This is a genomic window from Bradyrhizobium sp. B117, from assembly GCF_038969555.1.
Classification (GTDB): domain Bacteria; phylum Pseudomonadota; class Alphaproteobacteria; order Rhizobiales; family Xanthobacteraceae; genus Bradyrhizobium.
This window is the reverse complement of the sequence record NZ_CP152414.1, coordinates 5,897,082-5,913,793: the sequence shown is the minus strand read 5'-3', so window position 1 is coordinate 5,913,793 and position 16,712 is coordinate 5,897,082. Positions and strand designations below refer to the sequence as shown.

Annotated in this window: 18 protein-coding genes; 8 read left to right on the top strand and 10 right to left on the bottom strand. The window is 65.5% G+C overall.

Annotation, left to right across the window (positions count from 1 at the left end; genetic code table 11):
* Positions 1–162: 162 nt before the first annotated feature.
* Positions 163–360 carry a hypothetical protein gene (locus AAFG16_RS29100; protein WP_342730792.1) on the bottom strand — a complete coding sequence of 66 codons (198 nt, stop codon included), beginning with the start codon at positions 358–360 and terminating at the stop codon, positions 163–165.
* Positions 361–384: 24 nt separating this feature from the next.
* Here AAFG16_RS29100 and AAFG16_RS29095 point away from each other — a divergent pair, with 24 nt between their 5' ends.
* Genes AAFG16_RS29095 through AAFG16_RS29085 form a run of 3 tightly spaced genes read left to right on the top strand, consistent with a single transcriptional unit; the run spans position 385 to position 3,227 of the window.
* On the top strand, positions 385–2,205 hold the full coding sequence (locus tag AAFG16_RS29095; RefSeq protein WP_342730790.1) for an ATP-binding protein: 1,821 nt from the start codon (positions 385–387) through the stop codon (positions 2,203–2,205).
* Positions 2,102–2,563 carry an Hpt domain-containing protein gene (locus AAFG16_RS29090; RefSeq protein WP_342740993.1) on the top strand — a complete coding sequence of 154 codons (462 nt, stop codon included), beginning with the start codon at positions 2,102–2,104 and terminating at the stop codon, positions 2,561–2,563. The genes AAFG16_RS29095 and AAFG16_RS29090 overlap by 104 nt, the downstream gene beginning before the upstream one ends.
* Positions 2,556–3,227 carry a response regulator transcription factor gene (locus tag AAFG16_RS29085; RefSeq protein ID WP_342730788.1) on the top strand — a complete coding sequence of 224 codons (672 nt, stop codon included), beginning with the start codon at positions 2,556–2,558 and terminating at the stop codon, positions 3,225–3,227. Before AAFG16_RS29090 ends, AAFG16_RS29085 begins: the two co-directional genes overlap by 8 nt.
* A gap of 27 nt (positions 3,228–3,254) precedes the next feature.
* On the opposite strand, the gene AAFG16_RS29080 is transcribed toward AAFG16_RS29085, so the two are convergent.
* The 3 genes from AAFG16_RS29080 to AAFG16_RS29070 all read right to left on the bottom strand — a co-directional run bounded on the left by AAFG16_RS29080 (position 3,255) and on the right by AAFG16_RS29070 (position 7,066).
* On the bottom strand, positions 3,255–4,316 hold the full coding sequence (locus AAFG16_RS29080; protein ID WP_342730786.1) for a neurotransmitter-gated ion-channel ligand-binding protein: 1,062 nt from the start codon (positions 4,314–4,316) through the stop codon (positions 3,255–3,257).
* Positions 4,313–5,356, bottom strand: a complete 1,044-nt coding sequence (locus AAFG16_RS29075; protein ID WP_342730784.1) for a cache domain-containing protein — start codon at positions 5,354–5,356, stop codon at positions 4,313–4,315. Before AAFG16_RS29075 ends, AAFG16_RS29080 begins: the two co-directional genes overlap by 4 nt.
* A gap of 219 nt (positions 5,357–5,575) precedes the next feature.
* Positions 5,576–7,066, bottom strand: a complete 1,491-nt coding sequence (locus AAFG16_RS29070) for an MFS transporter (RefSeq protein ID WP_342730782.1) — start codon at positions 7,064–7,066, stop codon at positions 5,576–5,578.
* Positions 7,067–7,529: 463 nt separating this feature from the next.
* Here AAFG16_RS29070 and guaB point away from each other — a divergent pair, with 463 nt between their 5' ends.
* From guaB to AAFG16_RS29055, 3 genes are all read left to right on the top strand, one after another.
* Positions 7,530–9,023 (top strand): IMP dehydrogenase, encoded by a 1,494-nt coding sequence (guaB, locus tag AAFG16_RS29065; protein ID WP_027557456.1) that lies wholly within the window; start codon positions 7,530–7,532, stop codon positions 9,021–9,023.
* A 222-nt stretch (positions 9,024–9,245) separates the two neighbouring features.
* Positions 9,246–10,268 (top strand): NADP-dependent oxidoreductase, encoded by a 1,023-nt coding sequence (locus tag AAFG16_RS29060; RefSeq protein WP_342730780.1) that lies wholly within the window; start codon positions 9,246–9,248, stop codon positions 10,266–10,268.
* Between the two features lie 150 nt (positions 10,269–10,418).
* Positions 10,419–10,715, top strand: a complete 297-nt coding sequence (locus AAFG16_RS29055) for a hypothetical protein (RefSeq protein WP_342730778.1) — start codon at positions 10,419–10,421, stop codon at positions 10,713–10,715.
* A gap of 10 nt (positions 10,716–10,725) precedes the next feature.
* Here AAFG16_RS29055 and AAFG16_RS29050 read toward each other — a convergent pair whose 3' ends face one another.
* The 3 genes from AAFG16_RS29050 to AAFG16_RS29040 form a co-directional block, all read right to left on the bottom strand.
* Complete coding sequence (locus tag AAFG16_RS29050; protein WP_283079912.1) at positions 10,726–11,568, bottom strand: metallophosphoesterase; 843 nt, start codon at positions 11,566–11,568, stop codon at positions 10,726–10,728.
* A 92-nt stretch (positions 11,569–11,660) separates the two neighbouring features.
* Positions 11,661–12,521, bottom strand: coding sequence for a tetratricopeptide repeat protein (locus AAFG16_RS29045; RefSeq protein ID WP_342730775.1), 861 nt, complete (start codon positions 12,519–12,521; stop codon positions 11,661–11,663).
* A gap of 2 nt (positions 12,522–12,523) precedes the next feature.
* Positions 12,524–13,159 carry an acriflavin resistance protein gene (locus AAFG16_RS29040; RefSeq protein WP_342730773.1) on the bottom strand — a complete coding sequence of 212 codons (636 nt, stop codon included), beginning with the start codon at positions 13,157–13,159 and terminating at the stop codon, positions 12,524–12,526.
* A 156-nt stretch (positions 13,160–13,315) separates the two neighbouring features.
* On the opposite strand from AAFG16_RS29040, the gene AAFG16_RS29035 reads away from it, so the two are divergent.
* Both AAFG16_RS29035 and AAFG16_RS29030 read left to right on the top strand, forming a co-directional pair.
* Complete coding sequence (locus tag AAFG16_RS29035) at positions 13,316–13,738, top strand: MAPEG family protein (RefSeq protein ID WP_342730771.1); 423 nt, start codon at positions 13,316–13,318, stop codon at positions 13,736–13,738.
* A 36-nt stretch (positions 13,739–13,774) separates the two neighbouring features.
* Entirely contained in the window at positions 13,775–15,076 is a 1,302-nt protein-coding gene (locus tag AAFG16_RS29030; RefSeq protein WP_342730769.1) for an RsmB/NOP family class I SAM-dependent RNA methyltransferase, read from the top strand.
* 219 nt (positions 15,077–15,295) lie between these two features.
* Here the strand turns inward: AAFG16_RS29030 and AAFG16_RS29025 are convergent, their stop codons facing one another.
* The 3 genes from AAFG16_RS29025 to AAFG16_RS29015 form a co-directional block, all read right to left on the bottom strand.
* Positions 15,296–15,505, bottom strand: a complete 210-nt coding sequence (locus AAFG16_RS29025) for a cold-shock protein (protein WP_008141931.1) — start codon at positions 15,503–15,505, stop codon at positions 15,296–15,298.
* A gap of 268 nt (positions 15,506–15,773) precedes the next feature.
* Positions 15,774–16,106: a DHCW motif cupin fold protein gene (locus AAFG16_RS29020; RefSeq protein ID WP_342730767.1), complete on the bottom strand. Its 333-nt coding sequence runs from the start codon at positions 16,104–16,106 to the stop codon at positions 15,774–15,776.
* Positions 16,107–16,253: 147 nt separating this feature from the next.
* Positions 16,254–16,625 carry a nuclear transport factor 2 family protein gene (locus AAFG16_RS29015; RefSeq protein WP_342730765.1) on the bottom strand — a complete coding sequence of 124 codons (372 nt, stop codon included), beginning with the start codon at positions 16,623–16,625 and terminating at the stop codon, positions 16,254–16,256.
* Between the last annotated feature and the right edge of the window lie 87 nt (positions 16,626–16,712).

Below are 16,712 nucleotides of genomic sequence, written 5' to 3'. Positions count from 1 at the left end.
TAGGCCGGGATGCCGGCGGTAGAATTGGACCTTCAGGGACGCATCGGGACCAGCGGCGAATTTCGTGACCCGAGCACGGAGGCGGCGTTCTCCGAGAGTGTCTGGCGGTCGGCGCGCGCGATGGCCCTGTTGTGCGTCCTGGCCGACACCGCCGCGAGCCTGTCATTCCTGCCGCTCGACGTCATGACGCTGAGCGGCTCGCGGCTCGCGTTCTTCCTGGAAGTGCGTGTCCTGATCGCGGTTGCGGCGGTCGCCGCCGTGCTGGCCCTGCTGCGGACGCATGGATATGTACGCATCGTCGCGATCACCTACGCGCACCAGTTTGCGTTCTTCACGCTCAACGCGCTGGTCTTCAACCATCCGAGCCTGACCCGTCACGGCGGATTGCTGCTGCCGCTGATCGCCATCGCGCTCAATCTGTGCCTGCCCGGGCGGTTTCGCTGGGTGGCGCTGATGAGCGCCTATGCGCCGATCGTCAGCCTGTTGTTCTGGGCGGTGCTCAGGCCGGATCCGGAGAGCCCGCTCGATCTCACGATCATCGTGCTGGTCGTGGCGGTCGGCTACGTCGTCGGAGCCGTGGCACGCACGCAGTTCAACCGACTGCGGCGCGAGGAATATCTGCGCATCGCGCGCGAGCAGCAGGTCAACCTCGACCTGCGTGAAGCCAAGGACGCAGCGGAAGCGGCCGCGAACGTCAAGGCCGACTTCCTGGCGGTGATGAGCCACGAGATCCGCACGCCCATGAACGGAATCCTCGGCATGGCGCAGTTGGCGCTCGACGAGCCGCTGCCGCCGTCGCAGCGCAAGCGCCTGTCGATTATCAAATCCTCGGCGGAGGGGCTGCTCAACATCCTCGATGACATCCTGGACATCTCGAAGCTCGAACGGCAGGCCGAGGTCTACGAGCGCGCGCCGTTCGACCTCCGGCAAAGCCTGCGCGAGATCGTCAATCTGATGACGCCGCGCGCGCACGAGAAGGGACTAAGTCTCCAGCTGGAGCTCTCGCCCCTCGTGCCGCAATGGGTGCTCGGCGATCAGTCACGCGTGAGGCAGATCCTGTTCAACCTGATCGGTAACGCCGTGAAGTTCACGAACCAGGGCAGTGTCACCGTCGAGGTTACGGCAGCCGGATCGCGGGATGGGGCGCTGATCACGTTCTGCGTGTCCGACACCGGCATCGGGATCACCCCCGAGCAACGGGCGCATCTGTTCCAGGCGTTCGGGCAGGCGGACGCGTCGATCCGGCGACGCTTCGGCGGCACGGGACTTGGACTTGCCATTTGCAAGCGGCTGGTCGACGGCATGCATGGCGAGATCGACGTCGAAAGCGCGCCGGGAGAGGGCAGCCGCTTTCGTTTTTGCCTGCCGCTGCCGGCAATCGATGAACCGGCTGACGGCGATGCCGTCGACGTAGCAGTGCCGCAAGTCCGTCCTCTCAATCTGCTGCTCGTCGAGGATCTCCCCATCAATGCGATGGTCGCCCGCGGGATCCTGGAAAAGGCGGGGCACAGCATCGCGCTCGTCAGGTCCGGCGAGCAGGCGCTCGAACTGGTGCGGAGCGCCAGGTTCGATGCGGTCCTCATGGACATGCAGATGCCCGACGTCGACGGGTTGGAAGCGACCCGTCGCATTCGCGCTCTGCCATTTCCGCACAGCCAGGTCCCGATCGTCGCCCTGACGGCCAACGTCATGTCGCAGGATGTCGCCGCGTGCCTTGCCGCGGGTATGGACGGGCATCTGGCCAAGCCGATCGACGTCGCAGCATTGTATACCGCGATCGAGGCGGCGGTGGATGCCCGGCACTGGCCGGCATCCGGCCCGAGCGCGTCGCTGAAGGCCGGCGGTGATGTTCTCGTGGTGGGTGATGCGTGCAAGGCGACGCATGGTCCGCTAGGGGATCTGGGGTGTCTTTCCGGCGCAGTCGTTCGAGGCTGCCGGTACGATGGTTGCGGCGCGGGAGTTCGCGGCGATGGTTGCTGTCGGCCCGCCGCCGGGCTTCGTGCGATCGCTGCGCCAGCGCGCGGCGGGAGAGGGCATGTTCATCGTCGGCGTTCCCGCCGAAGGAGACGCCGCGCGGCTGTTGGAGGAGGGCGCCGACCTCGTGCTGGCTGCAACGTTTGCACCCGACGACGTCGCCTGGAAGATCGGCGCCTTTCTCGCCTCGCAGCAGGCATCCGGATCGTTCACGCTCGAAGAGGTCTTTGAGCGCGACCGCATCGATGAATTGCAGGGCCTGTTCGGCACCAGCCTCAGGGAGCTGGACCGCGCGCTGGCGCGAGCCGATCTGGCGCCGAAGGATATTGCAAGCGTCGCGCACCGCATCAAGGGAAGCGCGGCAAATCTGCGAATGCCCGAGCTTGCCGCGCGCGCCGATGTTGCGCTGACGGCGGCGAGGGCCGCCGGAGCGGACCGCGGCGGTCTCGACGAGGCGATCCGAGCGCTGCGACGGCAGATCGCCCTCGTCCTGAGGGACCTGGACGCCGCCGGGCAGAGCAGGCTGATGCCTGCTTCCATCAACAGCGAGCTTGAAGGGGCCGATGTCGACGATCGTACTCATGGTTGAAGACGCACCGGAGATCCGGCTGATGCTGACCTCGTTCCTTCGGGAGGAAGGCATGGTCGCGCATGGCATGGCGACCGGCGGCGAGCTGCGCGCGGGGCTCGCTGCGCTCAGGCCCGACATCGTCCTGCTCGACATCAACCTGCCCGACGCCGACGGCATTGCGCTCGCGTGCGAATTGCGGCTCGGCGAGCAATGCGGGCTGATCTTCGTCACCAGCCGGGATTCCGATGACGACATCCTGTCGGGGCTGGAGGCGGGAGGCGACGACTATATCTCCAAGCCGATCAACCTGCGCACGCTGCTGGCCCGCATCCGCAGCGTCCTGCGCCGGACCAAGGAATCGGTGATCACGTTCGACGGCTGGATTCTCGACCCGGTCCGGCGCGAGCTGTTTCGTCCCGACGGCAGCATGGTCAAGCTGACCTCGGGCGAATTCAACATCCTCGCCGCCCTTGCCTCGCAGATGACGCGGCCGCTCAGCCGCGATTTCCTGCTCGACGTCATCTCCAATCGCGATCCCCGCGAGATCAGCGAGCACACGGTCGACAATCTGATCGTGCGGCTGCGGCGGAAGATGCAATATGACGGAACGGCGGCGCCGATCGCGACGGTGCGCGGCGTCGGCTATGCGCTGATGCCGGTGCAGCAGCCGGCCCGCGCGTGACGGACATTGAGGCGGAACGCCCCGGGGTCAGACCGGGATCGCCCGCACCGCCGCCCCGATGCAGATCGCAGCCATGATGGATGGCAGTGCCCAGCGCATCTGCCGCCTCAGTTCATCGATCACGGCGCCACTCACCGCCCGCGTGCGACGTGACATTGTATCCAGCGACATGTCGACGATCAGGACCACGATCAGGTACATGTAACCGAGGGAGATGATCTGGGCGACCGGGGTGTTGAGCGAAATGCAGCCCGGAAAACTCGATTCAAACGTGAAGCTGATGGCTGCGAGCGCGAGCAGCGACGAGAAGATCAGGCTGCCCTTGTCCTTCGAGATCAGATCCGGCGCCCACAGCACGAAAACAGATACCGCCAGCACGGCCATGATTGGCACAAAGATGCGCAGGAGGTAGTGCGTCGAGATCCGCGCGAGCGTCATGGTCACGTCGAGCTTGGAATAGCTGCGGGCGTTCCAGCCCATCGCATCGCGGTTGGCGAAGCGCAGGCCGGCGGCACGCCAGTCGACCGACGCGGTCGTATCCTCGATGCCGGAGATGTCCCGATCGGATTCGGTGGAGATCAGGATTGCGTCTTGCGCCGCGTGGCGCGGCAGAAAGAACGAAAGGGTGAGATCCTGGCGGTCGAAGGGGAAGGCATTGAGGTTGAGGCCAAAGCGATAGCGCGCCTCGTAGCGCTCGATGAGCATCACTTCGCCGTTGGCATAGGTCGACGTCGCCACGGTGCGAGCCTCCGGCTCGCCGATGCGATTCTCGATTTCGAGACCGGGCGTCCAGATCGATTTCAGATACGCGTCGGCATCCGCACCTGTGCGATCGAGGCGTCCGAAGCCTATGGCGACCGGGTCGAAGGCCTGCCGATGATCGGTCCAGCGCTGCGTGACCTCGACGAACAGGCGTCCCTCTCCAACGACCTCCTTGATGGAGAGCACCTTGAGGATTCGCACCGCGACCCGCACCCGCACCGGTAGCTGTGCTCCCGCGGGCAACTCGGTTGGAGCGGCCTCGGCCGGCGCTGGCACGAGACAGAACAACGTCAGGAAAAGGCCGAGGATGCCGGCGATTGCTCTCATGGCCATGCCCTGCCGCGAGCGGCCGTGGCGCGGAACAGAAGTGCGAATGCCATGAAGGCGCAGATGCCGCCGCAGATCGCAACGACGCGCAATTCGGTGCGCGAGCGTCCGAGCTCGGTGCCGTAATCAGCCTTGAGCGCAATGGAGAAGCCGATCATGCGGCCGCTGAAATCGACGAGCGGCCGCGTGATCAGGTCATAGCGACGGCCCTCGAGCGTCGGCGCGGCGGCCACGCTGTCATGCGCCGGACGCAGCGGCATCGTCTTCAGCAGCGAGGAGAAGAGCCGGTCGTCGGTCGACATCGCCAGCACGAGATCGCCGAAGGCAGGCAGCTTGGGATCGAGCGCGATGCCCGCAAGCGAGGGGACGATAACGATCGCAATGTCGGCGTTGGACGTTGCCTTGACGCTCTCGATCAACGGCTTGAGATCGAGGCCGACTTCGACGGTGCCGACCATGACGCCCTGCTGCTCGACGATGGTCGCCCCGCGCAGGCCGATCCCGGCAACGCCGATCTCGAGTCCGACCTGCGGGCGCGTGGTGCGATTGGCGGCGACGATCATCGGGCGAAATCCGGAGATGTCGTCGTCGAATTGCTCGGGCTTGTGGACGCGCAGGAAATAACGGATGTTCTTGTCCTGGAAGCCGAAGATCTGCACGCCGGCCTGCTGGTGGAGGTGGGCAAAGGTTTCCTCCGACTGGCGCATCAATTCGGCCCTATCGCGCGCAGCAAGCGCCTGGCGGATCGTCGCTCGCCGCGCCGTGACCTCGGCCAGCGCCAATGCGAAGCGGCCACCGCGGTCGAACGCGGTCGAGAGCTCGCCGTTGACGAGCCGCATCTCGTCGCCACGGACGCGGGTGCCGATCTCGATCTCGTAGCTGTCGGCATACCAGAGCATGACGCCGAAGGCGGCCGCGATCACGGCGACCACGATTGCGGCGAGCATCCCCGACAGGCCGGGTGACTGGCGAGCGCGCTCGAAATCGAGCCGGTCCGTCGCCGTCTCCGCGGCTGGAATGGAATTTTGGGTCGCGAGCATATGGAAATCCGTGGCGGCGGACGTGAGATGGCGGCCTGATCGAGGGAAAGACGCAATTGCGGTGAGATGAGCTGCGAACTGGAGGCGGCTTCGCGTGGAAGCCATCCATTCATCGCCGGCTCACATGAGGCAGCACTCTAGCCGCTGCGCGTGGCGGCAAATATCAATCGGCGTTGATGAAAGTCTGAAATCCGCCAGCATAAGCAGCCGATGGCGGCGCTACCCCAGCCGCTGGTCCCGCACGTCCTGGGTATCCTCGGTCGCGGCCTTGACGGCAGCCTTAGCCGCGCCCTTGCCCGCACCCTTGCGGCTCGCGATCTCCGTGGCCTTGCGGCCGGAGATCTCGTGGCCGGCATCGGCCGGCATCTGCCAGAAAAACCAGCTCGACGCGGCCGAGGTCAGCGCCACCACGACGAAGGCGGGCGCGAACACGGTGGCATTGAGCTCGCTGACATGGCTGAGCCACATCGTCGTCTCCACAGAGGCGGCACCGACGGCGACGCCGGCGGAGACCGCGAGCTGCTGGTTGACGCTGACGAGCGTGGTGGCGCGGCTCATCTGCGCGGTCTCGACGTCGGCATAGGCGACCGTGTTGATCGCGGTGAACTCCAGCGAGCGGAAGAAGCCGCCGACCACCAGGATCACCATGATGATCAAGAGCGGCGTCGTCACGGTGAACAGCGCGCAGACGCCGAGGAAGAACGCGCTGATGATCGCGTTCGCCGTCATCAGGTTGCGGAAGCCGAAGGTGCGGATGATGCGGCCCGCCAGCGTCTTCATGCCCATCGCCCCCAACGAGGAGGCGAAGGTGACGAGGCCGGAATGGAACGGCGACAGGCCAAAACCGATCTGCATCAGCAGCGGGAGCAGGAAGGGCAGCGCGCCGATGCCGAGCCGGAACATGAAGCCGCCCAAAATCGCCGCGCGCAGCGTCGGCAGCTTCAGCAGCGAGAAATCGAGCACTGGCGATCCCGTCCGCCGGGCGTGGATCACGTAGAGCGTCATCGAGATCGCACCGCCGACGACCAGCGCCGCGACCGTGCTCCAGGGCAGCAGGTTGAGCCCGGCGACGGAGAGGCCGAACGCGATGCCGGCAAGGCCGATGCCCGCAAGCACCATGCCGTAGAGATCGAACGGCTCCTGCGTCTCGCTCTTGATGGGATCGATGAACTTCAGCGCCATGAAGATGCCGAGCAGCCCGATCGGGATGTTGATCAGGAAGATCCAGTGCCACGAGGCATAAGTGGTGATGAAGCCGCCGAGCGGCGGTCCGATCACGGGACCGATGAGGGCAGGGACCGTCACCCAGGCCATGGCGTTGACAAGCGCGCTCTTGTCGACCGAGCGCAGCAGCACGAGGCGCCCGACCGGCGTCATCATCGCTCCGCCCATGCCCTGCAGGATGCGCGCGAACACGAAATCGGTGACCGAGGTCGAGAGCGCGCAGCCGACCGAGCCCACCATGAACACCCCGACCGCGATCGCGAACACCATGCGCGCGCCGAACCGGTCGGCGGTCCAGCCGCTCGCTGGGATGAAGACCGCCAGCGACAAGAGGTACGAGGTGATGGCGAGCTTGAGCGTCAGCGGGCTCGTGCCGATATCGGCCGCGATCGCCGGCAGCGAGGTCGCGATGACGGTCGAGTCCATGTTCTCCATGAAGAGAGCAGTGGCCACGATCAGCGGAATGACGCGTTGCTTGTCGACCATGACAGATTGGTAATGAAAATCAGAAGAATGGGTGGACTTGCGGCTTAACACCGCCGCCCGGCGGCGACCATTGCGGATCAACGCATAGCACCTAAATGCTGTGCTCGCTCCTTCGTCATTCCAGGGCGCGCCACGCGGCGCGAGCTATGGTGCGCAATTGCGCACCTGAGAATCCACCGGGCCGCAGGGACCGCTGAGGGATGGATTCCGGGCTCGCGACTTGGTCGCGCCCCGGAATGGCGGGTGGGTGGGCCTTCGCCGGGCTATCCCCGCCGAATTTACGTAAAAAGCCTGTGCATGGCTGGCCGGCGGTCCGAATTGCTTTGATTCGTCACGCGGCCGTGCTATCGACCGGCGTCAACCCCACCGATGGGCTCCGATTCTCCGGCGATGCCGCAAGGTACGCCGAGGGCGGCGCTCATCCATAAGCATTTGCGGCACGGCCGCAGGAAGGAGTTGGCATATGGCCACGGTGCAACTTCAGGGCATCCGCGAAGCCTTTACGTTCGACGACGTGCTGTTGAAGCCGGGCCTGTCTGACGTGATGCCGGGCGAGGTCGACATCCGCTCCCGCGTCACCCGCGCCATTCCGCTCAACATCCCGATCATGGCCTCCGCCATGGACACCGTCACCGAAGCCCGCATGGCGATCGCCATGGCGCAGGCCGGCGGCCTCGGTGTCATCCACCGCAATTTCGATCCCGAAGGGCAGGCCGCCCAGGTGCGGCAGGTCAAGCGCTACGAGTCGGGCATGGTGGTGAACCCGCTCACCATCAGCCCCGAGGCCACGCTCGACGATGCGCTCAAGCTGATGAGCGACCACGGCATCTCCGGCATTCCCGTCGTCACCGGCGCCGGCAAGTCCACCCCGGGCAAGCTGGTCGGCATCCTCACCAACCGCGACGTGCGATTTGCCACCGATCGCCGGCAAAAAGTCTCCGAGCTGATGACGCACGAGAACCTCGTCACGGTGCGCGAGAATGTCAGCCAGGACGAAGCGCGGCGGATGCTGCACAAGCACCGCATCGAGAAGCTGCTGGTGGTCGACGAGCAATATCGCTGCGTCGGCCTGATCACCGTCAAGGACATGGAGAAGGCGGTCGCCCATCCGCTCGCCTGCAAGGACGCCCAGGGGCGCCTGCGCGTCGCCGCCGCCACAACCGTCGGCGACACCGGCTTCGAGCGCACCGAGCGGCTGATCGATGCCGGCGTCGACCTCGTCGTGGTCGACACCGCGCACGGCCATTCCCGCCACGTGCTGCATGCGGTGAACCGCATCAAGCGCCTGTCCAACTCGGTGCAGGTCGTTGCCGGCAACGTCGCCACCACCGACGGCGCGCAGGCGCTGATCGATTCCGGCGCTGATTGCATCAAGGTCGGCATCGGCCCGGGCTCGATCTGCACCACGCGCATCGTCGCCGGCGTCGGCGTGCCGCAGCTCACCGCGATCATGGATGCGGTCGAAGCGGCGAAGAAGGCGGACATTCCCGTCATCGCCGACGGCGGCATCAAGTTCTCCGGCGACCTCGCCAAGGCGCTCGCCGCCGGTGCCGACATCGCCATGGTCGGCTCGCTGCTCGCCGGCACCGACGAGACGCCGGGCGAAGTGTTCTTGTGGCAGGGCCGTTCCTACAAGGCCTATCGCGGCATGGGCTCGGTCGGCGCGATGGCGCGGGGATCGGCCGATCGCTACTTCCAGCAGGACATCAAGGATTCGCTCAAGCTCGTGCCTGAGGGCATCGAGGGCCAGGTGCCCTACAAGGGCCCGGTCGGCAACGTCATGCACCAGCTCGCCGGTGGCCTCCGCGCCGCCATGGGCTATGTCGGCGCCAAGGACATGAAGGAGCTGCACGACAAGGCGCAGTTCGTCCGCATCACCGGCGCGGGCCTGCGCGAAAGTCACGTCCACGACGTCACCATCACGCGCGAGGCGCCGAACTATCCGGGCGGGGGTTAGTCGCACTCTGCTCGCGGCGGCACACTGGTTTCAGCGCGCGCCGACTCTCGGTGTCATCGCCCGCGAAGGCGGGCGATCCAGTACGCCGCAGCGGCTCGACTCTAGCCGCACTGTCTCGGAGTACTGGATGCCCCGCCTTAGCGGGGCATGACAGCCAAGGTGGGATTTGCGTCATTCCCACGCACCTCCTAAATGACTGCAACAAGCAGTCAGGAGGAAGCCATGTCCCAAGCCAAGCGCATCGTTCTCGCCGCGCGTCCCGTCGGCGAACCGAAACCGTCTGATTTTCGCCTGGAGGAATTCGCGGTGCCGACGCCCGGCGCCGGCGAAGTCCTGCTGCGCACGATCTGGCTGTCGCTCGATCCCTATATGCGCGGGCGCATGAGCGAGGGCCCGTCTTACGCGGCGCCAGTGCCGGTCGGCGGCGTGATGGAAGGCGAGGCGGTGAGCGAGGTCGCGGCCTCCAACAATCCGGATTTTGCCAAAGGCGACATCGTCCGCATCCGCTCCGGCTGGCAGACGCATGCGATCTCCAGCGGCAAGGGCCTGATCAAGGTCGATCCGAAGCTCGGGCCGATCTCCACCTCCATTGGCGTGCTCGGCATGCCCGGCATGACCGCCTACACGGGGCTGCTCGACATCGGCAAGCCGCAGGAAGGCGAGACCGTCGTCGTCGCCGGCGCCTCCGGCGCGGTCGGCTCGGCCGTCGGGCAGATCGCCAAGATCAAGGGCGCACGCGCGGTCGGCATCGCCGGCGGCAAGGACAAGTGCGACTACGTGGTAAAGGAGCTCGGCTTCGACGAGTGCCTCGATCATCGCGAGACCGATTTTCCGGCCAAGCTGAAGCTTGCCTGCCCGAAGGGCATCGATGTCTATTTCGAGAATGTCGGCGGCGCCGTGTTCGAGGCGGTGTTCCCGCTGCTCAACCCGTTCGCGCGCGTGCCGGTCTGCGGCCTGATCGCGCATTACAACGACACCGAAGCCAAGCCGCCGAAATGGGCGGCATCGATGATGCGCGCGACGCTGACCAAGCGGCTCACTTTCCGCGGCTTCATCGTCTCCGACTTCGCCTCGCGCCATGGCGACTTCCTTCGCGACATGTCCACCTGGGTCCGCGACGGCAAGGTCAAGTACAAGGAGTTCGTCACCGAGGGCCTGGAGAGCGCGCCCGGCGCCTTCATCGGCCTGTTGAAGGGCGCCAATTTCGGCAAGCAGCTGGTGCGGGTCGGCCCGGACAAGCTGTAATTGTTGCCCCGGCGTCACGCGCCGGACATCAATGGTTAACAAAGAGTCACCAATCGGCCACACCTGCCCGCAAAAGCCGCAGGTGTGACCGTCGGTTCATTGACGCCAAGGCGAAGGCATTGAATCATCGCGCATATTTTGGGTGTTGCGATGTTAGAGATCAGTGTTTTCTGCGTAATCCTATTGGCTGCCGGTTATTGGGTGGCCATGTTCGTCATGGGCCGCCACGACGACGTGATCCACGGCAAGTTCGTGCATAGCGAGGAAGGCGATTTCGGCCGGCCTGCGATGGCCGCGCCACCGCCGCCATTCCCGAAGCGTCCGGCCAGGGCTCCCAAGGTCGCGAGCGATCTGCCGGCCAATGACGCGGTGGCGAAGCCCGTGAACAGCGAGGCGCTGCAATCCCTGCTCGCCGCGATCCAGCAGGATCTGAAGAGCGTCGCTTGAGAGGCGAGCCTTAATGCTCGCCGCCCATCTGGGCGAACAGCTCCTCAATGTCGATATCGACCTGACCCGCCGCGCGGACGTGGCGGACCTCAACACTGTCGGGCCGGAAGCGGTATTCCACCAGTCCGACTTCCTTGATCGCGATGCGGTCCTGGCGCGCATCGTTGATCTTGAAGCCGGCCGAGGGCGCCCAGACGTGGCGCGTATGGCGGTGGGTGAAGTCGCGCCGCTGATGCACGTGACCGCTGGCGATCAGGCGCAGGTCGACATGTGCAAACATCTCGATCAGCCGCGCCCGCGCCGGCTGCGGGACGTAGCGGATCGAGGTCTCCGGCGTCTCGGGGTCGTCGGGCAGGTGGAGAAACACCGGCTTGTGCACGAACAGCGCAACCGGCCTGCCGTTCACGCGCGCGATCTCGGAGGCGAGCCAGTCGAACTGCTCGGCCTCGAAGGCGAGCCCTGAATTCATCACCAGCGAGTTGAGGCCGATGAAGCGCCAGCCGGCCGCTTCGAACGACCAATGGTCTTCGCCGATGAGGTCGCAGAACTGCCGGCGGTGCGCTTCGGCGACCGGCGGTTTTGGCGCTGGACCGATCGCGGTCGGATTGTCGCCGATGTCGTGATTGCCCGGCAGATAGCGGCAGGCGACGGGCAGGTCGGCGTGCAGGCTCTTGGCGAACGCGACATCATCGCGGCTGCTCGGCCCGTCGAAGGAGACGTCGCCGGTGTTGACGACGAGATCGGGCCGCTCGGTGTCGATGTGCGCGCTGACGCGATGGAAGTTGGCGATCAGGCCAGGAAAGCGCCGGCCAAGATGCGTGTCGGAAATCTGCGTCAGGCGAAATTCGGACATGTGATGAGCATACAGATCGTCACGCGTCGAAACGATGACGACGCACGCATGCATCGCAACGAACAAAGTTTAAAACACGCGGTAACCGTCCTTCATTCGCCGTCAAAGCAAATCCGTCCGACGGATTTGCCGTCGCGATCCCTGAGGCCAAACGGACAGCGCAGGCGCTCCAGCGCCTTGCCGGCATCTTCATTGCCGAGCGCGGCAGCGCGCTTGTAAAAGGTGATCGCCGCCGTGACATCCTTCTCGCCCGCGCGGCCGGCTTCGGCATAGGCGCCTAACCGCTCCAGCGCGTCGGCGTGATCGAGCGCGGCTCCCTTTTCGAACAGCGCCTTGGCCGCGGCATCGTCCTTCGGACCGCCATCGCCGTCCTGCGTCATCAATCCCAGCTGATACATGGCCTCGCTGGAATTCGCCTCGACCGCCCTGGCATACCATTTGCGGGCCATCGCGAAATCGGTCTTCCCGCCGACACCGGCGCCGTAGAGCGAGCCGAGATTGATCATGCCTTCGACGTCGCCGGCATTCGCGGCCCTCTCGGTCAGCGTTCGTCCCTCGGCGATGTTCTTCTTGATGCCATTGCCGTTGATCAGGAGTGCGCCGAGCCCGGCCATTGCGGAAGCGCTGCCGGCGTCGGCCGCCTTGCGATAGGCGCTTGCCGCCTGAGCCGGCTGCCGGGCGAACTCATAGGCGCGGCCGAGCTCCATCCAGATGCGGCGCGGAGCATCCGCCGACGTAGCCGCCGCGGTGCAGGCCTTCAGCGCGGCCGCGATGTCGGCATCGGCGATCTCGAGATTGCCTTTCACGTCGGCGGGCCTGTCCGGATCGGTGGGATGGGCGGCCAGTCGGTCACAGGTAGCGATGTCGGCCGGCGCGGCGACGGCCGGCATATGAGGGCAAAGCAGTGTGGCGAGGGCAAGCGCAGCGAGGACGGAATATTTCGTTCGGAGCATGATCAGAGCACGCGGTAGCGGATCGTGTAGGCGTCCTGCGCAGCGACGCTGCCGGCGACCGTCGAGGCGACGCTGTCGACGAGGTGCCAGGGGCCGAATTCTGCGGAGCGATGCGGCTCGGCGGGCAGGCGGAGGCGGAATTCGAAGATACCTTGGCCGGGCAGGTTCACGACCAGCACGCGGTCGGCCGTGCGGTGGTTGAGCGCGACCGCGCCGCGCAGCACGGCGCGTCCGTCGGTGAGGTCGCGCACGCCGTCGACCAGCGCCAGCGTCTGGTTGCGGTCGGTGTGCAGCTCGATCTGGCTGTCGGATACCGCCGTCAGCGTCTCCCGGGGCATCCGGATCTCGAACTCGACCGCGGGCTTTGACGGGTTGAGGCCGAGATAGGCCAGCGCGGCGTGGCGCATGTCGTAGGCGGCAAAGGCGACGAGGGCGATGGCGGCGAGCGTCGCCAGGCCGTGCCTGACGACGTCGCGCCAGGTCCGGTAGGAGAGGCGGAAATACACCGTCATCGCCAGCGCAACCGCAAGCGCCGTGGCGCAACCGGCCAGCGCCGACATCAGGATGCCGAGTTGGCCGTCCGCGGATTCGACCCAAGAAGCAATCGAGCCGGCGATCTGGCTGAACGGGGTATTCATGGCGGTCTCTCGCCTTGCGCCCAAACGGGGCGAAATCGCTTTAACAATCGGTGGTTGGTCGCCTGATCGGGAACGCCGGTTCAACTCGTTGATTGTCAGCGCCAGAAGTCGCGGCTAATGACGGTCGGCGGCCCTCCGCTCTACGGGAAAGTTCCGATGTCCATTCAAATGGTCCTGCTGCCTGTCTTCGTGCAGGTTGGTCTTACCTTCGCGCTGCTGATCGGCATGGCCCTGGCGCGCCGGCGCTCGCTGGTCTCGGGCGAGACCAAGATCCGCGACATTGCGCTGGGCGAGCCGAACTGGCCCGAGGGCGCCACACAAATCGCCAATTGCTACCGCAACCAGTTCGAGCTGCCGGTGCTGTTCTACGCGTTGATCGCGCTGGCGCTGCCGCTCCGGCATGCCGATCTCTTCATCGTGCTGATGTCCTGGGTGTTCGTGGTGGCGCGCTTTGCCCATGCTGGCGTTTTCGTCTCCTCGAATGATCTCGGCCGGCGCTCCTCCGTCTGGCTCGCCGGCGTGCTGGTGCTGCTCGCGATGTGGATCTATTTCGCGCTGAAGATGCTCCTGCTGATCTAGGCGCTTGCGCGCCAATCCTGATCTGAAAGATTCAAAATGACTCCCGCTGCCCGGCTGTCCGCAGCCATCGAACTGATCGACATTATCGAGAAGGACCGCGTGCCCGCGGCCAAGGCGCTGAAGGAGTGGGGCACCGCGCACCGCTTCGCCGGCTCCGGCGACCGCGCCGCGATCGCCGGCCTCGTCTGGGACGTGCTGCGCCGCTACGCCTCGAGCGCGTACCTCATGGACGCCGACACCGCGCGCGCAAGGCTGATCGGCATGCTCCGGCTCGAGCGCGACATGGACTCGGCCACCATGGCCGCGATGTTCGACGGCAGCCGCTTTGCGCCGGCGCCGCTGACCGATGCCGAGCAGGCGGCGCTGGCTTCGCGCTCCCTCAAGGACGCCCCGGCTGCGGTCGTCGGCGACTATCCCGAGTGGCTCGACCCGCACTTCGCAAAAGTGTTCGGCGAGGATCGCGCCGCGGAGGCGGCCGCGATGGCGAGCCGGGCGCCGCTCGATTTGCGCGTCAATACGCTAAAATCCAATCGCGACAAGGTGCTGAAGGCGCTTGCTCATCTTCACGCGAAGCCTGCGCCGTGGTCGGCAACGGGTTTGCGCATCGAGCTTTCAGCCGATGCGCGCAACCCCGGCATCCAGGCGGAGGAGGATTTCATCAAGGGCGGCGTTGAAGTGCAGGATGAGGGGTCGCAGCTTGCGGCCCAGTTCACCGCGGCAAAACCGGGCGAGCAGGTGATCGATCTCTGCGCCGGCGCCGGCGGCAAGACGCTGGCGCTCGCAGCCCTGATGCAGGGCAAGGGCCGCCTCATCGCCACGGATCGCGACAAGCGCCAGCTGGCCCCGATCCACGAGCGGCTGTCGCGCGCCGGCGTCCACAATGCCGACGTCCGCACGCCCAAGGGCGAGGCCGATCCGCTCGCCGACATCCACGCCAGCGCCGACCTCGTCGTGATCGACGCGCCTTGCACGGGAACTGGAACTTGGCGCCGCAACCCCGACGCCAAATGGCGCATGCGGCCGGGCGCACTGGAGATTCGCCTGCGCGACCAGGCCGAGGTGCTGGAGCGTGCGGTTCCCCTGGTGAAGCCGGGCGGCCGCATCGCCTACATCACCTGCTCGGTGCTGGCAGAGGAGAACGGCGAGCAGGTGAAGGCGTTCGTGGAGCGCCATCCGGAGTTTGCGGTGGTTCCGCCCGAGCAGACCGCCAGCGTGCTCTGGGACAAGGCCGAGGCGTTTGCCGACGCCGCGCTGCAATCGCCTGAGGGCTGGCTGATGACGCCGCGGCGGACCGGGACGGACGGGTTCTTCGTCGCGGTGCTGAAAAAGGTCTCGTAGCTCTCGTAGGGTGGGCAAAGCGAAGCGTGCCCACCATTTTGCCCATTTGACGGGTGGTGGGCACGGCGCGCGAAGAGCGCGCCTTTGCCCACCCTACGGAACCGCCGCAGCCGCGGGATTCCCTCAAAACAAAAGCCCCGCGGACCGGATCCCGGTCGCGGGGCTCTCGAGTTCTAGCGTTCTGCCGGTACGTCCGCGGTCAGAACGGTGCGCTGGCGATTAGCCGACGCGGAGATTGTCGGCCGACGACTTGCCGCTGCGGCGGTCGGCCACGATGTCGAACGAGACCTTCTGGCCCTCGTTGAGGGAGGAGAGGCCAGCGCGCTCGACAGCGCTGATGTGGACGAAAACGTCCTTCTGGCCGTCGTCCGGCTGGATGAAACCATAACCCTTCTGGGTGTTGAACCACTTCACGGTGCCCATAGCCATGGGAAATTTCCTTTAGTTAGTTAGAGACGGTACGCACGTGGGCCGGTACGCAACGCTGCGCCCATAGCCCTGATGAGTCGATGTTTTGGAGAAATCATCTGAAGCGTGCGCGCCTGTCTTAGACGAGGCGAAGCGGCCCAGTCGTTCGGCCAAGTATCGATGATCACAATATAGCGAGATAATTAGACTTCTTCAAGGCACCACCCGTGGCCCGGCATGTCCGGGGACTTTGCTATTTTGCGGTGCAAATTGGCCGTATTCGCGCGTTTCAATCGACGATGAAGAGCGTCGCTCCTGTTGCCGTCGAGGACCGGTGCGCGGCATCGCCGAAATCGGAGACCTGGTAGCTCATCCCCGCCGTGAGCTTGAACTTGCGCCCGTCGCGCAACTCCGAGTCGAGCTCGCCCTTGAGCACGTACAACACGTGGCCGCGGTCGCACCAATGATCGGCGAGATAGCCGGGCGAATACTCGACCATCCGCACGCGCAATTCGCCGATATTGAGGGTGCGCCAGAGCGCTTGCCCGGTCTCGCCGGGATGGGTGGTCGCCTCGACCTTGCTCCAGTCGGTGACGGTGAACGGGGAGGTGGGGAGCTTCATGGGAGGATGGTCCTTGGATTTTCGCAATTCGTAGGGCGGGCAAAGCGAAGCGTGCCCACGGTGTCTTTCCGCAATCCTGAAAGATATGGTGGGCACGGCGCAAGCGCGCCTTTGCCCACCCTACGCGTGCTCATCGAGAGGCGGCACTCAATGCGCCAAATGGTTCGCCGAACCCTGCACGATCAGCCCGGCATCGTTGACCCGCAGATATTCGCAGATCCTCTTCCCCCGCTCGTTCTCGTAAAACACCACCATGCTGTCAGGGCTGACGAACACATCGATCAGCGAGAAATGCAGCTCCGGCAGCAGGGCGAGCGCCTTGCCCCAATAGGCCCGCAAGCTTTCCCTGCCGCGCACGGTGCCGCTGGCGTCGATCCCCATCGCCGAAATGCGGTCCGAGGTCATCACGGCCGCCTCGTCATAGAGCGTGAGCACCCGCTCGAGGTCACGCGCGTTCCAGGCCTCGACCCAGGTCCGGCCGAGCGCGGCTAGCGTTGATGGCTGATGATGTTGTGACATGGCGATCTCCCTGATTGGCCCCTGTTCGATAGGTGAGGCAATTAGGTCAATAATACTTACCTATATCCATTTGTCCATGCCCAAAGA

Bases quoted from the DNA above. Each gene is read 5' to 3' on its own strand.
- AAFG16_RS29100 (WP_342730792.1), bottom strand. From the start codon at position 360: ATGGTTGAAGACCAGCGCGTTGAGCGTGAAGAACGCAAACTGGTGCGC.
- AAFG16_RS29085 (WP_342730788.1), top strand. From the start codon at position 2,556: ATGGTTGAAGACGCACCGGAGATCCGGCTGATGCTGACCTCGTTCCTT.
- AAFG16_RS29080 (WP_342730786.1), bottom strand. From the start codon at position 4,316: ATGAGAGCAATCGCCGGCATCCTCGGCCTTTTCCTGACGTTGTTCTGT.
- AAFG16_RS29075 (WP_342730784.1), bottom strand. From the start codon at position 5,356: ATGCTCGCGACCCAAAATTCCATTCCAGCCGCGGAGACGGCGACGGAC.
- AAFG16_RS29070 (WP_342730782.1), bottom strand. From the start codon at position 7,066: ATGGTCGACAAGCAACGCGTCATTCCGCTGATCGTGGCCACTGCTCTC.
- guaB (WP_027557456.1), top strand. From the start codon at position 7,530: ATGGCCACGGTGCAACTTCAGGGCATCCGCGAAGCCTTTACGTTCGAC.
- AAFG16_RS29060 (WP_342730780.1), top strand. From the start codon at position 9,246: ATGTCCCAAGCCAAGCGCATCGTTCTCGCCGCGCGTCCCGTCGGCGAA.
- AAFG16_RS29055 (WP_342730778.1), top strand. From the start codon at position 10,419: ATGTTAGAGATCAGTGTTTTCTGCGTAATCCTATTGGCTGCCGGTTAT.
- AAFG16_RS29050 (WP_283079912.1), bottom strand. From the start codon at position 11,568: ATGTCCGAATTTCGCCTGACGCAGATTTCCGACACGCATCTTGGCCGG.
- AAFG16_RS29045 (WP_342730775.1), bottom strand. From the start codon at position 12,521: ATGCTCCGAACGAAATATTCCGTCCTCGCTGCGCTTGCCCTCGCCACA.
- AAFG16_RS29040 (WP_342730773.1), bottom strand. From the start codon at position 13,159: ATGAATACCCCGTTCAGCCAGATCGCCGGCTCGATTGCTTCTTGGGTC.
- AAFG16_RS29035 (WP_342730771.1), top strand. From the start codon at position 13,316: ATGTCCATTCAAATGGTCCTGCTGCCTGTCTTCGTGCAGGTTGGTCTT.
- AAFG16_RS29030 (WP_342730769.1), top strand. From the start codon at position 13,775: ATGACTCCCGCTGCCCGGCTGTCCGCAGCCATCGAACTGATCGACATT.
- AAFG16_RS29025 (WP_008141931.1), bottom strand. From the start codon at position 15,505: ATGGCTATGGGCACCGTGAAGTGGTTCAACACCCAGAAGGGTTATGGT.
- AAFG16_RS29020 (WP_342730767.1), bottom strand. From the start codon at position 16,106: ATGAAGCTCCCCACCTCCCCGTTCACCGTCACCGACTGGAGCAAGGTC.
- AAFG16_RS29015 (WP_342730765.1), bottom strand. From the start codon at position 16,625: ATGTCACAACATCATCAGCCATCAACGCTAGCCGCGCTCGGCCGGACC.